The 16494-nt window shown below is 70.3% G+C and carries 16 protein-coding genes and 1 tRNA gene; 8 read left to right on the forward strand and 9 right to left on the reverse strand.

All coding sequences use genetic code 11. The features are described from left to right. Nucleotide 1 precedes the first annotated feature (1 nt). The 4 genes from VFW71_14390 to VFW71_14405 all read right to left on the reverse strand — a co-directional run bounded on the left by VFW71_14390 (nt 2) and on the right by VFW71_14405 (nt 3524). Nucleotides 2-1783, reverse strand: coding sequence for a molybdopterin-dependent oxidoreductase (locus VFW71_14390; GenBank protein ID HEU5003948.1), 1782 nt, complete (start codon nt 1781-1783; stop codon nt 2-4). A 112-nt stretch (nt 1784-1895) separates the two neighbouring features. Next, nucleotides 1896-2363 carry a cupredoxin domain-containing protein gene (locus tag VFW71_14395; protein HEU5003949.1) on the reverse strand — a complete coding sequence of 156 codons (468 nt, stop codon included), beginning with the start codon at nt 2361-2363 and terminating at the stop codon, nt 1896-1898. 114 nt (nt 2364-2477) lie between these two features. Next, entirely contained in the window at nt 2478-2777 is a 300-nt protein-coding gene (locus VFW71_14400) for a ferredoxin family protein (protein ID HEU5003950.1), read from the reverse strand. A 51-nt stretch (nt 2778-2828) separates the two neighbouring features. Further along, the gene (locus VFW71_14405) at nt 2829-3524 is read right to left on the reverse strand and encodes an ArsR family transcriptional regulator (GenBank protein HEU5003951.1); all 696 of its coding nucleotides are present in this window, start codon (nt 3522-3524) and stop codon (nt 2829-2831) included. Nucleotides 3525-3628: 104 nt separating this feature from the next. On the opposite strand from VFW71_14405, the gene VFW71_14410 reads away from it, so the two are divergent. Further along, on the forward strand, nt 3629-3907 hold the full coding sequence (locus tag VFW71_14410; GenBank protein HEU5003952.1) for a hypothetical protein: 279 nt from the start codon (nt 3629-3631) through the stop codon (nt 3905-3907). A gap of 69 nt (nt 3908-3976) precedes the next feature. Here VFW71_14410 and VFW71_14415 read toward each other — a convergent pair. The 4 genes from VFW71_14415 to VFW71_14430 all read right to left on the reverse strand — a co-directional run bounded on the left by VFW71_14415 (nt 3977) and on the right by VFW71_14430 (nt 6838). After that, a tRNA-Ile gene (locus VFW71_14415) sits at nt 3977-4050 on the reverse strand. 88 nt (nt 4051-4138) lie between these two features. Beyond that, the gene (locus tag VFW71_14420) at nt 4139-4813 is read right to left on the reverse strand and encodes an ABC transporter ATP-binding protein (GenBank protein HEU5003953.1); all 675 of its coding nucleotides are present in this window, start codon (nt 4811-4813) and stop codon (nt 4139-4141) included. Then, nucleotides 4810-6360 (reverse strand): hypothetical protein, encoded by a 1551-nt coding sequence (locus VFW71_14425; GenBank protein ID HEU5003954.1) that lies wholly within the window; start codon nt 6358-6360, stop codon nt 4810-4812. The genes VFW71_14420 and VFW71_14425 overlap by 4 nt, the downstream gene beginning before the upstream one ends. Nucleotides 6361-6370: 10 nt before the next feature. Next, a complete protein-coding gene (locus tag VFW71_14430) occupies nt 6371-6838 on the reverse strand; it encodes a hypothetical protein (protein ID HEU5003955.1) in 468 nt (155 codons plus the stop codon). Between the two features lie 99 nt (nt 6839-6937). Between VFW71_14430 and VFW71_14435 the strand changes: the two genes are divergently transcribed. From VFW71_14435 to VFW71_14445, 3 genes are read left to right on the forward strand one after another with little or no spacing between them, the layout of a single operon-like run. After that, nucleotides 6938-8323 (forward strand): ferredoxin reductase family protein, encoded by a 1386-nt coding sequence (locus VFW71_14435; protein HEU5003956.1) that lies wholly within the window; start codon nt 6938-6940, stop codon nt 8321-8323. Continuing rightward, nucleotides 8320-8814, forward strand: coding sequence for an FMN-binding protein (locus tag VFW71_14440; protein HEU5003957.1), 495 nt, complete (start codon nt 8320-8322; stop codon nt 8812-8814). Before VFW71_14435 ends, VFW71_14440 begins: the two co-directional genes overlap by 4 nt. A gap of 47 nt (nt 8815-8861) precedes the next feature. Next, on the forward strand, nt 8862-9692 hold the full coding sequence (locus VFW71_14445) for an FAD:protein FMN transferase (protein HEU5003958.1): 831 nt from the start codon (nt 8862-8864) through the stop codon (nt 9690-9692). On the opposite strand, the gene VFW71_14450 is transcribed toward VFW71_14445, so the two are convergent. Further along, nucleotides 9619-11565: a hypothetical protein gene (locus VFW71_14450; protein ID HEU5003959.1), complete on the reverse strand. Its 1947-nt coding sequence runs from the start codon at nt 11563-11565 to the stop codon at nt 9619-9621. The two genes, VFW71_14445 and VFW71_14450, sit on opposite strands and share 74 nt — an antisense overlap. Before the next feature lie 339 nt (nt 11566-11904). Between VFW71_14450 and VFW71_14455 the strand changes: the two genes are divergently transcribed. The 4 genes from VFW71_14455 to VFW71_14470 all read left to right on the forward strand — a co-directional run bounded on the left by VFW71_14455 (nt 11905) and on the right by VFW71_14470 (nt 16489). Next, the gene (locus tag VFW71_14455; protein HEU5003960.1) at nt 11905-13398 is read left to right on the forward strand and encodes a glycosyltransferase 87 family protein; all 1494 of its coding nucleotides are present in this window, start codon (nt 11905-11907) and stop codon (nt 13396-13398) included. Between the two features lie 84 nt (nt 13399-13482). Further along, nucleotides 13483-14316: a zinc metalloprotease HtpX gene (locus VFW71_14460; protein ID HEU5003961.1), complete on the forward strand. Its 834-nt coding sequence runs from the start codon at nt 13483-13485 to the stop codon at nt 14314-14316. 240 nt (nt 14317-14556) lie between these two features. After that, nucleotides 14557-15711 (forward strand): trypsin-like peptidase domain-containing protein, encoded by a 1155-nt coding sequence (locus VFW71_14465; protein HEU5003962.1) that lies wholly within the window; start codon nt 14557-14559, stop codon nt 15709-15711. 91 nt (nt 15712-15802) lie between these two features. Continuing rightward, nucleotides 15803-16489: a response regulator transcription factor gene (locus tag VFW71_14470; protein ID HEU5003963.1), complete on the forward strand. Its 687-nt coding sequence runs from the start codon at nt 15803-15805 to the stop codon at nt 16487-16489. Nucleotides 16490-16494: the final 5 nt, after the last annotated feature.

A 16494-nucleotide genomic window follows, 5' to 3' on the forward strand; every position in this document is an offset into this window, starting at 1 on the left:
ACTAGATCGACTGCCGGTAGCCGAAGAACTCGTGGTCCGGGTTGTAGCCGCCGTAGCCACCCCCGACCTCCGAGAAGTTGGCGACGAACTCGATCCCGGCTAGCCACTTGACCTGCTTGAACCCGAGCTGGATCTCATTGCGCAGCCGCAGCGGAGCACCGTGGCCATAGGACAGCGGCTGGCCGTTCATCTCGTAAGCAAGCATGGTCAGGCGGTAGCGCATCTGCTCGATCGGGTGGGCGTCGTAGTACAAGCCTCCGTCCGGACCGTCGCCCAGGGAGTAGAACACTACCCAGCGGGCCTCCGGAGCGGGACGGACCAGCTCGAGGATGGTCTGCATGGAGACGCCGCTCCACTTCGCAATCCCCGACCAGCCTTGGATGCAGAAGTGCTGGCTGATCTGGTCGTGAGGCTCCAGCGCCCGGAGCTCATCGAGGGTCAACTCGACCGGGTTGCCGACCAGGCCGTGGATCTTGAGCCGCCAGTCTGCAAAGCCCCCGTCGAACAGGCGCTGGTACTCCGCGGTGGTGGGGAAGGCGCCGTTGTGCCAGAAGTAGGGGGAGAGGTCCCTCTCGGTGTATTGGCCGGGACTAGCGTCGACGTGCTCGAAGAGTCGCTGGAACGGGCCCACGAGGGCAAAGCCGACTCGCTGCACGACCCGGGGATGGCGCAGGGTGAAGGGGGTGGCCGCGACCCAGGCGACCACCAGGAGGACCATGGAGCAACAGAAGACGCCGAAGCCGACCCAGCTGGCATCGTTGCGCACGGCGTAGATGTGGTTGAGGTTGTGCAGCAGGCCGGTGCTGAACACCAGGGTGACGTGGACGACGATGAAGAACAGGAACCAGCACAGGACGAGGAAATGCAGCGAGCGGGCGACCTGGATCGACAGCCGGCGGCTGACGGACTTCAACCGGGTAGACAACGCCGGGGCCATGCCCAGGCCGGTGATGAGAGCGGCCGGAGCCGCCACGAACACGGTGATGAAGTAAGCCAGGAGCTGTAAGCCGTTATAGGCCGCCCAGCCGTTCTCGATCGGCCAGTGCAGCGAGAGGTACTGGATCAGGACGGACGCAGCGCTTGGGAACACCTTCCATGTGGTCGGGACGATCCGGCGCCACTGGCCCGTCGCAAACAGCAGCAAGTAGAACACAGCTCCGTTGACCAGCCACAGCACATCGACCCCAAGATGCCACCAGCGGGCAAGGCCGATCGAATGACGGAGCCCGGGCAGGCCGAGATGGCGGGGCAGGCCGACCGAGTCCTGCTTTGCCGTCCAGAGCGGGTCGGTCGGGACCGGCCTCTGGAAGCGGAACCAGTCCCGGCCCGGGGTGCTGTGCCGGGTCCAGTACAGCCGGGGGTGATCGGCCAGGATTTGGATGCCCGCCCGGATAATGAAAATCATGAAGAAGACGTTGAGGAAGTGCTGGGCATCCACCCACCAGGGCAGGCCGGGGCGGGTGTCCGGCGAGGCCACCATCCCCGGGTAGCGGCCAATGAACCGCTGCACCGCGGGCACGTGCCGTAAGCCTTGGGCGACCGCAACGGCAACGATCAGGCCCACGAAGCCGATGGGTAACAGCCACAGCAGGTTGAACCACCGGTCCCGCCCGAGGCGCACCCGAGGGCCGATCCCCTGGGCAGTCGGCAACGAGCCCGCCCAGGTCTCGGGGTCGATGGCGTTCCCGCCCTGCGACAGACGGGCCCGGTACCCGGCGACGTCGCCCGGAGTCTGGTCGGCGGCCGGCAGTGCGGCCTCCGGGCTACCGGACTGGGTGGTCATTGCCGTCCACCCGCATGTTTATAACAGCAGCGGTGAGCATCGGCGGGATCGCCAACCGGCCAGCCCTGGCGGGAGCCCACGGGCCATGTCGATTTCCGAGGCCGCTGGGAGGCTATGGGACATAGAACGCCCCCTGCATCCCGAGTGCCTGGTGATAGGAGCAGATGAAGGTCAGGAATCCCGTCTGGGGGAGCGTGAAGGTGGCGGCCCCGGACTGGCCAGGATTGAGAATAATGTTGGTGTTGGTGCCGGGGATCGTGAAGGTGTGAACGCCTATTCCCGTGTCTTTGACGGTCACATGGACGGTCGCACCGGGTGCTACCTCAACAAATGTCGGGGTGAAGTAGTTGTCGGCGGCATTGATCTCCAGCGAGACGTTGGCTCCCTGATTGGTGTCGTCAACATGGCCCTTGTCAGTGACCGGGCCACTGGGGGTCGGGAGTGGCACCGCAGTGCTGGCGGGTGTGGCGCCGACGGTTGTCCGGGAGCTCTCACGCGGGGTGGCCAGCCCTGTATTGGTCTTGGTGCAGCCCGCACCGAACAATGCGAGCAGGCTCAGGGCAACAACAACTGTTCTCATACCTGTTCCTCCTTTCCCGGCGACCCGCCAGGGCTGGCTCTCCCGTGACGTGCTCGAACTGCCTCCATCCACCCCCTTCTGTTGGCCTTCGACCTGTCCCCACCGGCCGTAGGTCTAGCCGCCGCGCTCCTCGCTCGGCGCGAACGGACTTTCCGAAGCACCACCGCTGGCCTCCGGGTTGTCGGAAAAGAACTGCGCATTCAGGGTGATGTAGCGTTTCCAGACGGCGGGAACGGTGTCTGCCGGGTAGATGGCGTCCACCGGGCAGGCCGGTAGGCAGGCATCGCAGTCCACGCACTCCTCGGGGTTGATGAAGAGTTGATCCGGCCCTTCGTAGATGCAGTCGACCGGGCACTCGTCGACACAGGCGCGGTCCTTGACGCCGATACACGGCTCACAGATCACATAGGCCATCCGGCTCGCATCCTTTCCTTCGGGGCTGACATTGCCGTGGGTACGGGGCCATTACGCCGTCCGCTGCAGATGACTCACACACAGGGAGGGCTCAACGAAGGGAAGAAGCTTGGTGACGGTGACGGGAGCGCCCAGCTCGGCCAGCGCTCCCCGCATCAAGCCGAGGTGGATCGAGCACACCAGGTCGGGACGCTCGGCGGCGACCTCCCGGAAGGGGCACCGATGGAGCAGCATGTGGTCGCCGGTCCCGTCGCTCGTCAGCTCGGGCTGAAAGCCCAAGGTGGCGAACTGGGCGAGCAGGCGGCCGAGGGCATCGTCAGCGGAGATTCGCTCGAGCGGCGAGGGCCGGTCGGTCAGGAAGCGGCCCCAGGTCTCCCCCAGTTCCTTCCCGGTGGCGGCGGGATCCTGAGCGGTGGCAACGTAGCTGGAGAGGATCCGTGCCAGCAGCTGGTAGCCCGAGGGCTGCGCCACCTGCTCATCTGCGATCGCTTCATAGAGCACCCTGGGCCGGCCGGGCGCCGACCGCTCCTCCGTCCGCCGCCTGGCCAAGCCCTCGTGAACGAGCAGCTCAAGGTGCCAGCGGGCGGTGGTGTGATGCAGGCCGACTGCGGCTGCGGCCCGCTTCGCATCGACCCCGCCCGGTGTCCGCCCGAGGACGTCGAGGAGCCCGGCCCGGCTCGCCGTCCCGAGCGCGTGATGGCGCCGGATGCTGGGGTCAGTGCCTGGACCTGGGCCGGAGATCGCCACGACGGCTAGTATATAGGACGCTTCCCATTAAAATTATGTTCGTCAACACTAGCCCGCGGGATGGCTGGGGAGCGCCCGGATGAGCGGTCTTAGGAGGAGATGCTATGTGCACATTTGAGGGTGAACGGGCAGTCTTGGTCTGCGACGTGGCCATTGATCAGGTCCGGGCCGAGCTTGCGGGCTATCTCGGAGAGCAGGTGACCTACCGCGCCGCGAACGAGGGCCGCGCCACGCTGGTTGAGGCACCGCCGGCGGTGGATCCCCAGGTCTTCGCCCAGGCCGTGCGCAGGGGAATGGATCGAGCCGCCCTCGCGCGTACCGGGGAACCGATGCCGGTGCGTCCCCTCACCATCGAGAAGCGGCCGGGTGACACTGGTCTGTGACATTGGTAGCATCCGAGATGAACGGACACTCGAAACTGGGCCTCTGCCCAGGACATTTAGTGTTAGTTGTGGGCCCGCCAGGGATCGAACCTGGGACCAATGGATTATGAGTCCACCGCTCTGACCGACTGAGCTACGGGCCCCCGCATTCCGGCCGCTCGTGAACGTTTTTATCACCCCTCGATAAAAACGTTACGCGGACGGGCCCCCCCGCCCGGCCCAAGCAACCCCTCACGCCAGGATCTCGGCCTCGGCCTTCTGGGTGGGCTTCCCGTCGTAGATCAGCTTCCCGTCCCGCAGGCCGACGCAGCGGGTGGCCTGGGTCAGGTACTCGCTCTGGTGGGTGGACACGATGATCGCCGCCCCGTCCTCGGCTGAGGTGCGCAGCAGCTCCAGGAGGGCCGCCCGGCCGGGCACATCCAGGCCGACGAAGGGCTCGTCCACCAGCATCACGTCGAAGGGGCGCACGAATGCCAGGGCTATGGACACCTTCTGGCGCAGACCCCGGCTGAAGGTGGACGGCAGGTCCTCGGCCCGGTGGGCGAGGTTGAGCCGGGAAAGCAGGTCGTCGGCGTGCGCCTGCCAGCCCTCGGTCTCGTGCAGCCGGGCGATGTACTCCAGGTGCTCGTTGACGCTCAGGTCGTCGTACAGCACGGGCGCATCGGGGATGTAGGACACCGCCTGGCGGGCCTCGTGCGTGCCGGCCTGGAAGCCGTCGATCAGCAGCTTGCCCGACGTCGCCTCCAGCAGGCCGGCGGCGATGCGCAGCAGGGTGGTCTTCCCCGACCCGTTCAGCCCCAGCAGGGCGACCTGCTGGCCCTCGGCCACCGACAGCGACACCTTGTCCAGCGCCACCAGGTCCCCGTAGGACTTGGTCAGGGCATCGACGACCACCAGCTTGCTCATTTCAGCCCCCGGTAGGACAGCCACACCGCCACCAGCCCGGAGACGAACAGCGGCAGCCAGCCCCACGAGGTCGCCACCGACAGCTCCACTGCCGGGCGCTTCGCCAGGTGGTGGGCGGCCCACACCGGCAGGACTCCGGTCGTGGCGATCGCCGGGGGCAGGATCTCCCGGATCACCACCGTGATGCCGGTTGCCTCGGGGGAGAAGGCGAACAGGCCACTCCCCGACCCGTACACCGAGCGCACCGTGCTCACCGCCGCCGCCGCCACGGCGGCGACTGCGGCCACGGGGAGGATCACGATGGCCAACTGCAGCGATTTGGCGCTGAACCCGGTGATCTGCGCTCCCGCCAGCCCCCCGGCCCCGGCGACCAGCATCACCGCCACGACGCTGGCCGGGACGTGGCGCAGGAGCAGCTCGCCCTGCTCGACCGGCAGGCTCTTGGCGGTGTCGGATCGGTCCACCTCGCCGGCCAGGCCCACGTCGGCATCCATCCCGACCAGCCACAGGCACACCCCGGCGGCCAGCAGGAGAGGGGTGGTGCCCTCCCACACGCCCCGCAGCGCCGCCCCGGCGATCGCCGACAGCACGACGACCCGGATGAGGCGGGCGCCCGGCCAGCGCAGCAGCCCCTGCCAGTCCCGCTTCCACACCGCCCAGAACGTGCCCGACGAGGGCCGGAGCCGGATGAGCGGCCGGCGGCGGGGGCGCTCCTCGGCCAGCAGGCGGGCGAGGACCACCACGGTCCGCAGGTCGCGCACCGCCAGGGCGAACCGGAGCTGGCCCACCAGGGACGCCCGGCGCATGGCGGCCTCCAGCGAGATCCCGCCCAGCGCCACCAGCGCCAGGGCGATGACCGCCACCGGCAGCAGGACGATGGCCCATGACCACACCCCGCCAACGATCGGGGCCAGGGCCACCCGCCCCACCAACGTCATCGGGGAGGTCTCGACGTGGAAGTGCAGATCCAGCACGGACCACCCGAGCACCGCCAGGGAGATCAGCGACGCCAGCCACGGGCGCAGCCGGCGCCCCGACGCCAACAGTCCGGCGCCCACCATCAGGCCCCCGGCGATCGCCCCGGCGGCAGTTCCCGAAGCCACCCAGGCCACCGGCAGCTTGGGGAACCGTTTCGACGCCAGGAGTCCCACCACGGCGCCGATGACCGCCCCGCCCAGGACCATCGTCCGGATCCGCTGCAGGGCGGGGGTCCGCAGGACCTCGACCCGGGGCAGGGGGGCCAGCAGGAGGTGCTGGATGTCAGGCGCCTCGAGCACCAGCGGGCCGCCCCGGGAACCGGAGCGGATGGCCAGCACGACGGCGAAGGCGACCACCAGGCCGACGGCCGCCGGCCCGTGGGCGGCGGCGACCGCCACGTGGTGCGGGTTGACGTGAGTGTCCTTGGGCAGGTTGGCCAGTACCCAGACCCCGGCGGCGACGCAGATGACCGTCAGGTAGCCGCGGTACAGGGCCTCCGAGACATTGATCTTCTGGAGCCGACGGCGCCGGCGAGCCCGGCGCAGGTCGACGATGGCGTCCGCATACACCTGCGGCAGTCTAGGGCTCCGCCAAGGGCGACCCGGGGCAGGCCTCGGCCTGGCTGGTGAGGACGGTCACGTTGGACACCTTGCGGGTGAACAGCAGCGGCAGGCAGCCGGACACCGAACCGGTGGAATCGATGACGTAGAACCGGCTGACAACGCCCTTGGACGACACCGAGAGCTGGGCAGACGCCCCCGGGGTCAGTACCAGCGACGGGCTCCCCGACGCGCATCCGCGGGCGCAGGTCCGGACGGTGAGGGTGTTGACCTCGTCATTGCGCACCTGGATGGAGAAGGTCCCTGGCGGCGGGGTGGTGCGCCCGCTGTGGGCGATGATGACGGCCACGATCGGCCCCACCACGATCAGCACGGTCAGTACCTCGAGCGTGATCAGGCCGTGGCGGCGCTTCTTCGCCGGAGCCGGTGTCGGAGCAGGAGCTGCCGGCTCCGCAGCCGGCGTCCCACCCCCTTCTTCAGTCGCCACGCCTGCAGGGTACCGGCCGGGCGGGGCACGACGCGGCTCACAACCTTCCCTAAGCCAAGTCCCAGCAACGGTTCACCTTGCCCTGTGATCCTGGCCGGGATGGCACAGGCAGCGTCGCCCCCCTTTCACCGCCCGCCGACCGGCATCCGGTCGCTCGCCAGCCTGCCCCAGCCCGTGCGGGAAGGGTTGGTGTTCGCCCTGGTCGGCGTGGGTGGTGCCGTGGTGCTGCTGCTGTGGTGGCACGACACCCTGGCCGCCTCCCTGACCGGCCTCGGCGCCCAGCTCACCGCCGCGGGGCGGATCACGGGCCTGCTCGGCACCTACCTCGTCCTGGTGGAGGTGGTGCTCATGGGGCGGGTGCGGTGGCTGGACCGCCTCATCGGGATGGATCGCCTGGCGGTGTGGCACAAGCGCAACGGGCAGTACGCCATCTCGTTGCTGGTGGCGCACACGGTGCTCACCATCTGGGGCTACGCCTTGACCGACCACGCCTCGATCCCGCATGAGACCGGCGTCGTGGTCCTCAGCTATCCCGACGTCCTCATGGCCACCGCCGCCCTCGGCATCTTCGTGGCCGTCGGCATCGCCTCGGCCCGGGCGGCCCGCCGGCGTTTGCGCTTCGAGACCTGGTACTTCATCCACCTGTACATCTACCTGGCGATCGCCCTCTCCTTCGCCCACGTCTTCGCCACCGGCAACGACTTCGTCACCTACCCGGCCAACCGGGCCCTGTGGATCGCGCTGTACGTCATCGCCTTCGGCAACCTGCTCGCCTACCGGGTGGCCCTCCCGCTGCGTAACGCCCTTCGCCACCGGCTACGGGTGGTGAACGTCGTGCGCGAGGCCCCCGGCGTCGTCTCGATCTACATCGGCGGGCGCCATCTGGACGACCTCGAGGTGGATGCCGGCCAGTTCTTCCTGTGGCGCTTCCTCACCCGGCAAGGGTGGTGGCAGGCCCACCCGTTCTCCCTGTCGGCGGCACCGAACGGGAACTGGCTCCGGATCATGGTGAAGGCGGCCGGCGACTTCACCGAGGATCTGCAACGGGTACCCGTGGGCACCCGTGTCTTTGCCGAGGGTCCCTACGGGGCCTTCACCGAGGCCCGCCGCACCCGCCGGAAAGTGCTGCTGGTGGGCGCCGGCGTGGGCATCGCGCCCCTGCGGGCGATGCTGGAGATCCTGCCGGCCCGCCCCGGGGACCTGACCCTGCTCTACCGGGCCCGCTCCGACGCGGACCTGGCCTTCCGGCACGAGATCGACCAGCTGGCGGCGATCACCGGCGCCCAGGTGCACTACCTGGTGGGTCCCCGGCGCAAGCGGGCCAACAGCTTCGACCCGGCCACCCTGAAGAGGCTGGTGCCGGGGATCGACCGCCACGACGCCTACGTCTGCGGGCCTGCGGGCATGCGCCAACAGGCGATCGCCGGCCTCCGTCACGCCGGGATCCCCCGGCGCCATATCCACGTGGAGGATTTCGAGCTATGAGACGTGCTCTCTTGGTCAGCCTGGTCACCGCCGTCCTGGTGGTGGGGCTGCTGCGCTACAAGACCTCCTCCGCCCCGCAGAGTCTCCGCATCGCAGTCGGGGCCTCGCCTCCGGCGGCGAGCGCCTCGCCCACCCCCGGCCCCGACACCGAGGCCCCCCCGCCGACCACGGTCGCACCGCCGGCCCCCACCGCCGCCGCCCCGCCGGCAACGGCAGCCCATACCGTCTCCGGCCCGGTCGAGACCAACCAGTTCGGCCCGGTGCAGGTGGTGCTCACCCTCCAGGGATCGAAGATCACCGACGTCCAGACCCCGGAGCTGCCCACCGACCGGGCCCGGTCGGCCTACATATCCTCGGTGGCCGGCCCGCTGCTGCGCCGGGAGGCGCTGGCCGCCCAGAGCGCCCAGATCGACACCATCTCGGGGGCCACCTACACCAGCTACTCCTTCGCCCAGTCCCTGCAGGCGGCACTCACGAAGGCGGGGGTCTGACCGCCAACCGAGCCCCCTCATCAGCAACCCATTGGGGCGAAGAGGTCATGGGCACCGTCGTCACCCTCGACGTCCGCCCCTTCGGTCCCCGGACCGACCCCTCCCCCGCCGTGCGCCGGGCCTTCGACTGGCTCCACCGGGTGGACGCCATCTTCAGCACCTACCGCTGGGACAGCGAGATCAGCCGGTTGGAACGGGGCGACCTCGACCTCGCCGGCGCCAGCGCCGACGTCCGGTCGATCCTCGCCCGGTGCGAGGATCTCAAGGCCCGGACCGGCGGCTACTTCGACGTCCGGGCGGTCGCCGGCGCCCTCGACCCGTCGGGGCTGGTGAAGGGCTGGGCAGCCCAGCAGGCCTCGGCGATGCTGCGTGCCAACGGTGTCGACCGGCACTGCCTGAACGCGGGCGGCGATGTTGCCGTGTGTGGTGGGACCCGGCAGCACCCGTGGCGGGTGGGCATCGTCCACCCGCTGCACCCCGACGCCCTGACGACTGTGGTGGAGATCACCGACGGGGCGGTGGCCACAAGCGGCACCTACGAGCGCGGCCACCACATCTACGACCCGCACACCAACCGCCCCGCCACCGCGCTGGCCTCGGTCACCATCGTCGGGGCTGATCTGGCCCTGGCCGACGCCTACGCCACGGCTGCCCTGGCGATGGGTCTCGCCGCCCCCGGGTGGCTCGCCGAGCTGGCGGCCACCGAGGGCTACGAGAGCTACGTGATCGACGCCGGGGGCTTCGCCTGGTGGACGCCCGGGTTCGCCGGTATCGCCCCCGGGCTCCCCCCTGCGGCCGGTGCCGCTACGACAGGCCCGCCGCCGACCGGCAGGGAGCCACCACCTGAGCGACCTTGGTCAGCCCCGCCCGGGAGGTGAAGTACGACGGGTCCTCGAGCTGCTGCTCGCTGAAGCCCTCCGCCACCTTCGTGCCGCTGCACCGGGCGAACGCCTGCGGGGCACCGCCGGCGAGGACACCGATGGTGAACTCGGTGCGGGTGACGGGCACGACGAGCGCATCCTGGGCGGTGGCCACCGGGGCGACGCCGGCCGCGGTGCCCGGATCGCACGCCGTGACCTTGATACCGGCCGGGTCGGGGGTCACCGTCACCGAGCCCGCCGGCATCGCCTGCGCCCACTGGGTGAAGGCGGTGGTCATCGCCGGAAGGCCGGTGGGCGTGGCCGCCACCGTCGCTGCCATGCACGACTTGCCGTTCTCGGTGTAGCCGACATAGGCGTCTCCCGCCCAGGCGTCGGCGGCCGGCAGGGCCACCGCCGGGGCGATCCGCTGGGTCAGCACCACGTACCAGCTCATGGCACCGAAGTCACCGTTGTCGAACTTCTTCGTCCCCTTGGGGGCGGCGGGCTGATCCACGTGCGCAGCCGGCGTCTGGGCGACGAAGACCCAGGGGTCGAAGTACTGCAGCTCGGTGGAGGGCGGGTTGCGGAAGGCGCTGTCGACGGAGGCGTTGCCGTTCTCGTTGACCAGCACCTTCAGCAGCTCGGGGCCGAGCTCGTACGGGGCGCCGAACAGCTCCAGCATCGCCGGCGGCACCGACGTCAGGCTCTGCTGCGCGGCGTCGGAGGCGGCCTGGTCCTGCTGCTCGTAGAGGGCCTGGTCGGTGGAGGGCAGGGTGTCGACGTAGTCGTTCTGGACCCGTACAGCGTCGCCCTCGACCAGGGCCTGGAAGCCTTCCTGCGCCCCCGAGTTGATCATCGAGTCGCCCCGGCTCAGATCGAAGTACTGGTCCTGCACGGCGTGGGTCAGCTCGTGCACCAGGGTGACCTTGACGTCCAACGTCAGGTCGGTGCCCCGCACGTACACCTGCTTGGTGGTGCTGTCGTAGAAGGCGGCGGTGCCGTCGTCCGCCAGCTTGTTGCTGGCATCGTTCAGGTCGGCGCTGCCCTGGATCAGGCCCACCGCCCGGAACAGCCCGGTCTCCTGGGCATCCAGGTTCGGTCCCGAGTTGTCCCCGCTGCTCTGCATCTGCTTGACGTAGTCGGCATCGGACAGGAAGCTCACCGCCACCGGGTGCTTGAAGGTCAGGCCGCGGTCCTGCTGCACGAAGCCGACCTCGGGAAGCACCCGGGCGTCCCAGCTGGCCGGGAAGGTGGGCTGGGGGGACGCTTTGGGCGCCGCCTTGAAGCTCAGGCTGCCGTGGTTGAAGGTCAGCACGGACACCAGGCCGATGATGAGCACCAGGGCCACGGTCCCCAGAATGAAGCCGATGCGCTTGTCCCGGCGCTGCTGCTCGGGCGACCGGCGGGGCAGGTTCGGGGGCCAGCCCGGCATCTGGGGGCCGCCGCCACCAGCAGGGGGCCAGCCCGGTCCCTGCGGGTGGTACGGGGGCTGATACGGAGGGGCCGGCGGGGCAGGGAAGTTCCCGGCCGGGCGGTAGGGCGACGCCTCGTACACCGAGCCGGCGTACGCCGGGCTGAGGTAGGGCGGGATCCCGGGTGCGGCCGGGTCGGGCGACTGGGGGCCAGTACCCGGTGGCCCAGCGGGTTCCATCGGTGGCGACTGGAAGAGCTGGGCGGTCTTGAAGCCGTTGAGCTCGGCCGGCACCGGCCCGCCGGGGGCGGCGTGCTCGGCCCGCCAGCTGAGCGGCCCGCCGGTGGCGGGAGGGGCATCCCGGAACGAGAGCGAGGGCGCCTGGGCACCCACCGCGTCGCCCCGGGCGGCGCAGTCGTCGTCCGGGCACCGCCCGTTGCGGAGTTTGCGCCCGCACCGGGGACAGCCACGCACCGCCATCAGCGCGCGAGCAAACCGCTCTTCGTCTCGTTCAACCGGCATGGTGGCACGCTCCCGTAAAGGTCCAGACAAACTGCCCACAGCTAGTGTCGGCACCCGAATGGGAGATATTTATAGTCACCTCGGGGGATTAGGACGACCTAGCCCGCGTGGTCACCTGCCGTATTCCTCCAGCAAAAGTACCCAACCCCGCCCGGCGGCCGCCGTGGTCCCGCCTCGAGGTGGGGGACAAATGTTCCGCTAGCCGGGACAGAAGTCCCCCACGTCCCCGGTGAACCTCTCCCACGGCGGCAGGGGGCCAACCGGGCTCGCAGGTGCCCCGGGCCCGGGCCGCCGATATTGTCCTCGCTCATCGGCGCACACACGTCTCAGCCCGCCGGGCCGCCCGCCCGCCTCGCCCAGGTCAGGGGCCGGGTCGCCCTGACCCTCATCGCCGCGGCCGTGGCGCTCGTGGTGGCCACCGCACTCCTGGGGCCGAGTGCAGCCGTCATCCCGCTCCCGCCCGGGGCTTTCCCCATCGGCGGGAACCTGCACCCCTCGGCCTGGCTGGTTACCGCCCTCCTGGCGCTGGCGGTCGTCGCCGGCGTCGCCGGGACCGCACTGGCGTGGGCGGCGGTCGGAGGCGGCTGGGCCCCTTCCCCGAGGAAGCTCCTGGCGGGGGGCCTGGTGGCCACCGGGCTGCTGGTCGTGGTCCCGCCGGTGGCCTCGGCCGACGTCCTCAGCTACGCCGCCTACGGCCACATCGCCGCCCGGGGCCTCGACCCCTACACCACCGTCCCGGCGTCGCTGCCCCACGACCCCTACGCCCGGGCAGTGGAGGCCCCCTGGCAGGCCACCCCGAGCATCTACGGGCCGCTCGCCACCTGGGAGGAGCAGGCGATGGTGTCCCTCGCCGGCGGCCACCGGCGCCGGGCGGTCGGCCTGCTCGACCTCGCCAACGGATCCGCCTTCGCCCTGGCCGGCGCACTGCTCCTCGGGGTGGCGGGGGCCGACGAGGACCGCCGCCGCAAGGCCCTCCTCGCCCTCCTGCTGAACCCCGTCGTCCTGCTCCTCGTGGTGGCCGGGGGCCACGTCGACGCCCTGGTGGTGCTGGCTGTGGCCGGCGGCCTCGCCCTCTTCCGGCGGTCGCCGCTGTGGGCAGGGGTCATCGGGGGGGCGGGGACCCTGGTCAAGCTGACCGGCGCCCTCCCACTGGTGGGATGGGCCTGGGCGGCCCGGGGTCGGCGCCGGGGTGGCCTGGTGGCCGCTGCCGCCATCCTGGTGGCCGCCGGGTACGCCATCGTCGGCCTCCACGCCTTCAACCAGGCCCGCCGGGCGTCCAGCCTGGTCTCGGTCGGCACGCCCTGGCGGCCGCTGCGTTCACTCCTGCAGCACACCGTGGGCCACCCGGCGGCTACCGCCACCGTGGCCGTGGGGTCCGCCGCCCTGATGGTGTGGCTGGCCGTGCGGCTCGCCCGGGACCTGCCGCCCGCCGCCTCCGAGACCACGCAGACCACGCAGACCACGGAGGCCGCCCGGGCAGCCCTCGTGCTCACCCTGGCCTGGACCCTGGGCGCCGCCTACGTCCTCGGCTGGTACGACGCCGTGCCCTGGGCCCTCCTCGCCCTCCTGCCGGTGTCCCGCTACCACCGCATCCTGCTGGCCCACAGTGGCATCCTGGCGCTCGCCTATCTGCCCGGGCGGGTGGTCCCGCTGCCCGCCGGTCTGGCCGGGATCACCACCGCCCTACGCAGCGCCGCCAGCCCGGCGGTCCTCGCCTTGCTGATCATCGTGTGCCTGGTCCCGTCTCGGCTGATCCCCACAGAGGATTCACAGTTGCCCGCCGCACACTGAGGGCACGCACAACGGAACCCAAGCAGGGCACCATCGTTTCGGAGATCGAGAGCCTCGGAGGTCGAGAGCAATGGATCGAGAGCCATGAAGAACACCGTGAAGACCTACGTCCTGCTCGCCGCGATGGGCGGGCTGATCGTGCTGATCGCGTCGCTGATCGGCGGCAGCGCCGGGGCGAGCGTCGGCCTCCTGCTCGCCATCGCCTTCACCGGCGGCTCCTACTGGTTCTCCGACCGGATCGCCATCCGGGCGGCCCACGCCATCCCGGTCACCGAGGAGCAGATGCCCGAATACTACCGGGTGGTCCGGGAACTGACCCAGCGGGCCGGCCTGCCGATGCCCCGCCTCTACGTCTCGCCCTCCCCGCAGCCCAACGCCTTCGCCACCGGGCGCAACCCGAGCCACGCCGCGGTCGCCGTCACCCAGGGCATCCTCCAGGCACTCACCTGGGACGAGCTGCGGGGTGTGCTGGCGCACGAGATCAGCCACGTCGGCAACCGCGACATCCTCATCGGCTCGGTGGCGGCCGCCGCCGCCATGGGCATCCTGTGGGTCACCCGCATCGGCTTTCTCTTCGGCGGCGGGCGGCGCAACAACGCCCTGAGCATGCTGGCGATGTTCCTGCTGGCCCCGGTCGCCGCCTTCCTGCTCCAGCTGGCGCTCACCCGCAGCCGGGAGTACGAGGCCGACCGCTCCGGGGCACGGCTCATCGGCGACGGCGAGGCCCTCGCCTCGGCCCTGGCCAAGATCGAGCACGGCGTGCGGGCGGTGCCGATGAACGTGCCGCCGGCCGCCGCCCAGGCCTTCATCGTCAACCCGCTGACCGGGCGCAAGATGGCCTTCGGCAACCTGTTCCGCACCCACCCGGCCACCGCCGACCGCATCGCCCGGCTGCGCTCCGGGCAGTGGGCGAGGTAGCCCCCCCATTCTTGTGAGCATGAACCACCATATAGGTGGTTCAGCGTCACAGAAAACTCCGGAAGTGGTGCTGGCTCACGCGCGCGCCGCAACTCGGCCGGGGGCCATTACACCCGGGCGGTTCCACAGGGAGGTCACAGGGAATGCTGACGGTGACCTCAGGCCGCCCTGCGACGATGTCGCGGTGGCATTAGAAGAGGTGCCAGCAGAACACCACCCCACCCAGGAGGGATCCAGGCCGTGACCGGAGCGTGGATGCGGCAGCACCGCTGGCTGCCCTACCTCGGCGGCGGTCTCGCCGGGCTGGTGATCGCCGCGACCGTGCTGTGGAGCGGCGCCCTCACCCACGCCACCGTCGTCACCACAGGTGCGCAGCCCGCGGGCGCCGGTGCCCTCCCCGTGCAGAACGCCACCCCGACGGCCACCCCGGGCCCGGCGGGCGCCATCAATCCCCCCTCGGGCACCGCCCCCAAGCTGGACATCCGCTCGGTGCTCCGGGCCGTCGAGCCCGGCGTCGTGTTCATCACCGACTTCGCCCCGGCCCCGGGCGGGGGCGGGACGACCGCGGTCGGGCAGGGCACCGGCATGGTGCTCACCGCCTCGGGGCTCGTGCTCACCAACGCCCACGTGGTGGCGGCAGCCAGCAGCATCACGGTCCAGCCCGTGGGCCAGACCGACGTCTACCCCGCCAAGGTGGTGGCCTCGGACCCCATCGATGACGTCGCCGTCGTCCAGATCCAGAACCCCGGCACCCTCACCCCCGTCCCGCTCGGGAAGTCCGCCGACGTCCTCGTGGGCGACCCCGTGGTGGCCATCGGCAACGCCCTCGGCCTCAGCCCCGGTGGCCCGAGCGTCACCACGGGCATCATCTCGGCCCTCCACCGCACCCTCACCACCGATAACGGCACCGGGGGCCGGGAGACGCTGACCAACCTCATCCAGACCGACGCCGCCATCAACCCGGGGAACTCGGGCGGCCCGTTGGTGGATGCCGACGGCCAGGTGATCGGCATGAACACCGCCGTGTCGACCGACGGCCAGAACGTGGCCTTCGTCATCCCGATCGACCGCATCACGCCGCTGCTGCCGTCCCTCGAGAAGGGCACCGTGCCCGCCAGCATCCAGGGGTTCCTGGGGGTCAACTTGCAGGACGCCCCCAACAACGGCGGCGCAGTGGTGCAGACGGTCAACGCCAACTCGCCGGGCGCGGCGGCCGGGCTGCACGCGGGCGACGTCATCACCGCCATCAACGGCACCAAGGTGGCCGGCGCCACCGATGCCCAGGGCGACATCCAGCAGTTCAACTCGGGGACCCAGTTGACGCTGACCGTCATGCGCAACGGCGCGTCGCAGACCCTGACCGCCACCCTGGGCTCCCGCCCGGCCAGCAGCTGATCTTAACCATGACAACAGTCCGTTCACAGGGATATCACAGGGAGTGGCGCGACACTGCACAGCAGGCTGACAGCACAGGGAGGGAGCACACATGACCGAGGCCCGGGTCCTCGTTGTCGACGACGAGCCGTCGATTACGGACGCCGTCTCCACCGCACTGCGCTACGAGGGGTTCGAGGTGACCGAAGCTGCGGGGGGCCGGGAGGCCCTGAAGCTGGCGGGCACGTTCAAGCCGGATCTCATCGTCCTGGACGTCATGCTGCCCGACCTCGACGGGCTCGCCCTCACCCGGCGGCTGCGCAACGATGGGGTACGGACCCCGATCCTGTTCCTGACCGCCAAGGACGCCACCGAGGACAAGGTGACCGGGCTCACGGTGGGCGGCGACGACTACATGACCAAGCCGTTCTCGCTGGCCGAGGTGGTGGCCCGGGTGAGGGCGATCCTGCGCCGTACCCGGGGCGGCCCCAAGGCGGAGTCGGTGCTGACGTTCTCCGACCTGGTCCTCGATGAGGAGACCCACGAGGTGCGCCGCAACGGCCAGCCCGTGCACCTGACCGCCACCGAGTTCAACCTGCTGCGCTACTTCATGCTGAACCCGCGCCGGGTCCTGTCCAAGGCGCAGATCCTGGATCATGTCTGGGACTACGATTTCAACGGGGACTACAACGTCGTGGAGACCTTCGTGTCATACCTGCGCAAGAAGCTGGACCGCCTCGGCCCGCCGCTGATCCACACCATCCGCCTCGTGGGCTACAGCCTGCGCACCGGAGACTAAGGGAA

The organism is Actinomycetota bacterium (assembly GCA_035765775.1).
Classification (GTDB): domain Bacteria; phylum Actinomycetota; class CADDZG01; order JAHWKV01; family JAOPZY01; genus DASTWV01.

Coding starts and splice junctions, on each gene's coding strand:
- VFW71_14390 (HEU5003948.1), bottom strand. CDS start 1,783: ATGACCACCCAGTCCGGTAGCCCGGAGGCCGCACTGCCGGCCGCCGAC.
- VFW71_14395 (HEU5003949.1), bottom strand. CDS start 2,363: ATGAGAACAGTTGTTGTTGCCCTGAGCCTGCTCGCATTGTTCGGTGCG.
- VFW71_14400 (HEU5003950.1), bottom strand. CDS start 2,777: ATGGCCTATGTGATCTGTGAGCCGTGTATCGGCGTCAAGGACCGCGCC.
- VFW71_14410 (HEU5003952.1), top strand. CDS start 3,629: ATGTGCACATTTGAGGGTGAACGGGCAGTCTTGGTCTGCGACGTGGCC.
- VFW71_14420 (HEU5003953.1), bottom strand. CDS start 4,813: ATGAGCAAGCTGGTGGTCGTCGATGCCCTGACCAAGTCCTACGGGGAC.
- VFW71_14435 (HEU5003956.1), top strand. CDS start 6,938: ATGGCACAGGCAGCGTCGCCCCCCTTTCACCGCCCGCCGACCGGCATC.
- VFW71_14440 (HEU5003957.1), top strand. CDS start 8,320: ATGAGACGTGCTCTCTTGGTCAGCCTGGTCACCGCCGTCCTGGTGGTG.
- VFW71_14445 (HEU5003958.1), top strand. CDS start 8,862: ATGGGCACCGTCGTCACCCTCGACGTCCGCCCCTTCGGTCCCCGGACC.
- VFW71_14450 (HEU5003959.1), bottom strand. CDS start 11,565: ATGGCGGTGCGTGGCTGTCCCCGGTGCGGGCGCAAACTCCGCAACGGG.
- VFW71_14460 (HEU5003961.1), top strand. CDS start 13,483: ATGAAGAACACCGTGAAGACCTACGTCCTGCTCGCCGCGATGGGCGGG.
- VFW71_14470 (HEU5003963.1), top strand. CDS start 15,803: ATGACCGAGGCCCGGGTCCTCGTTGTCGACGACGAGCCGTCGATTACG.